This is a genomic window from Mesorhizobium sp. M8A.F.Ca.ET.207.01.1.1 (assembly GCF_004794715.1).
In the GTDB taxonomy this organism is placed as follows: domain Bacteria; phylum Pseudomonadota; class Alphaproteobacteria; order Rhizobiales; family Rhizobiaceae; genus Mesorhizobium.
Window position 1 is genome coordinate 1 of sequence record NZ_SRUS01000055.1, and the last position, 533, is coordinate 533.

Below are 533 nucleotides of genomic sequence, written 5' to 3' on the forward strand. Positions count from 1 at the left end.
GCACTGGTCATCGACTGCAGCACGATCGCGCCGGCCAGCGCCCGCAAGGTCTCGGAAGCCGCCGCCGCGCGTGGCCTGCAGATGATCGACGCACCGGTGTCCGGTGGTACCGCAGGGGCAAAGGCGGGCACGCTGACCTTCATCGTCGGTGGCGAGGAGGACGCGCTGGAGCGCGCCCGCCCGGTGCTGCAGGCGATGGGCAAGAACATCTTCCACGTTGGCGCCAGCGGTGCCGGTCAGGTCGCCAAGCTGTGCAACAACATGGCGCTGGGCGTGATCATGGCGGTGACCGGTGAAGCCATCGCACTGGGCGTGGCGCACGGCCTGGACCCGAAGGTGCTGTCGCAGATGATGGCGGTCAGCACCGGCCGCAGCTGGGCCACCGAGGTGTGCAACCCGTGGCCGGGCGTGCTGGAGAATGCGCCGGCCTCGCGTGGCTACAGCGGTGGCTTCGGCAGTGATCTGATGCTGAAGGACATGGGCCTGGCGGTGGAAGCGGCGATGAGCGTCGGCGCCTCGATCCCGCTGGGCGA

1 protein-coding gene is annotated in these 533 nt (G+C 69.6%); it reads left to right on the forward strand.

The window, feature by feature from the left end; genetic code table 11:
* On the forward strand, positions 1-533 hold a 533-nt coding region (locus tag EN850_RS33415; protein WP_148671828.1), incomplete at both ends, for an NAD(P)-binding domain-containing protein.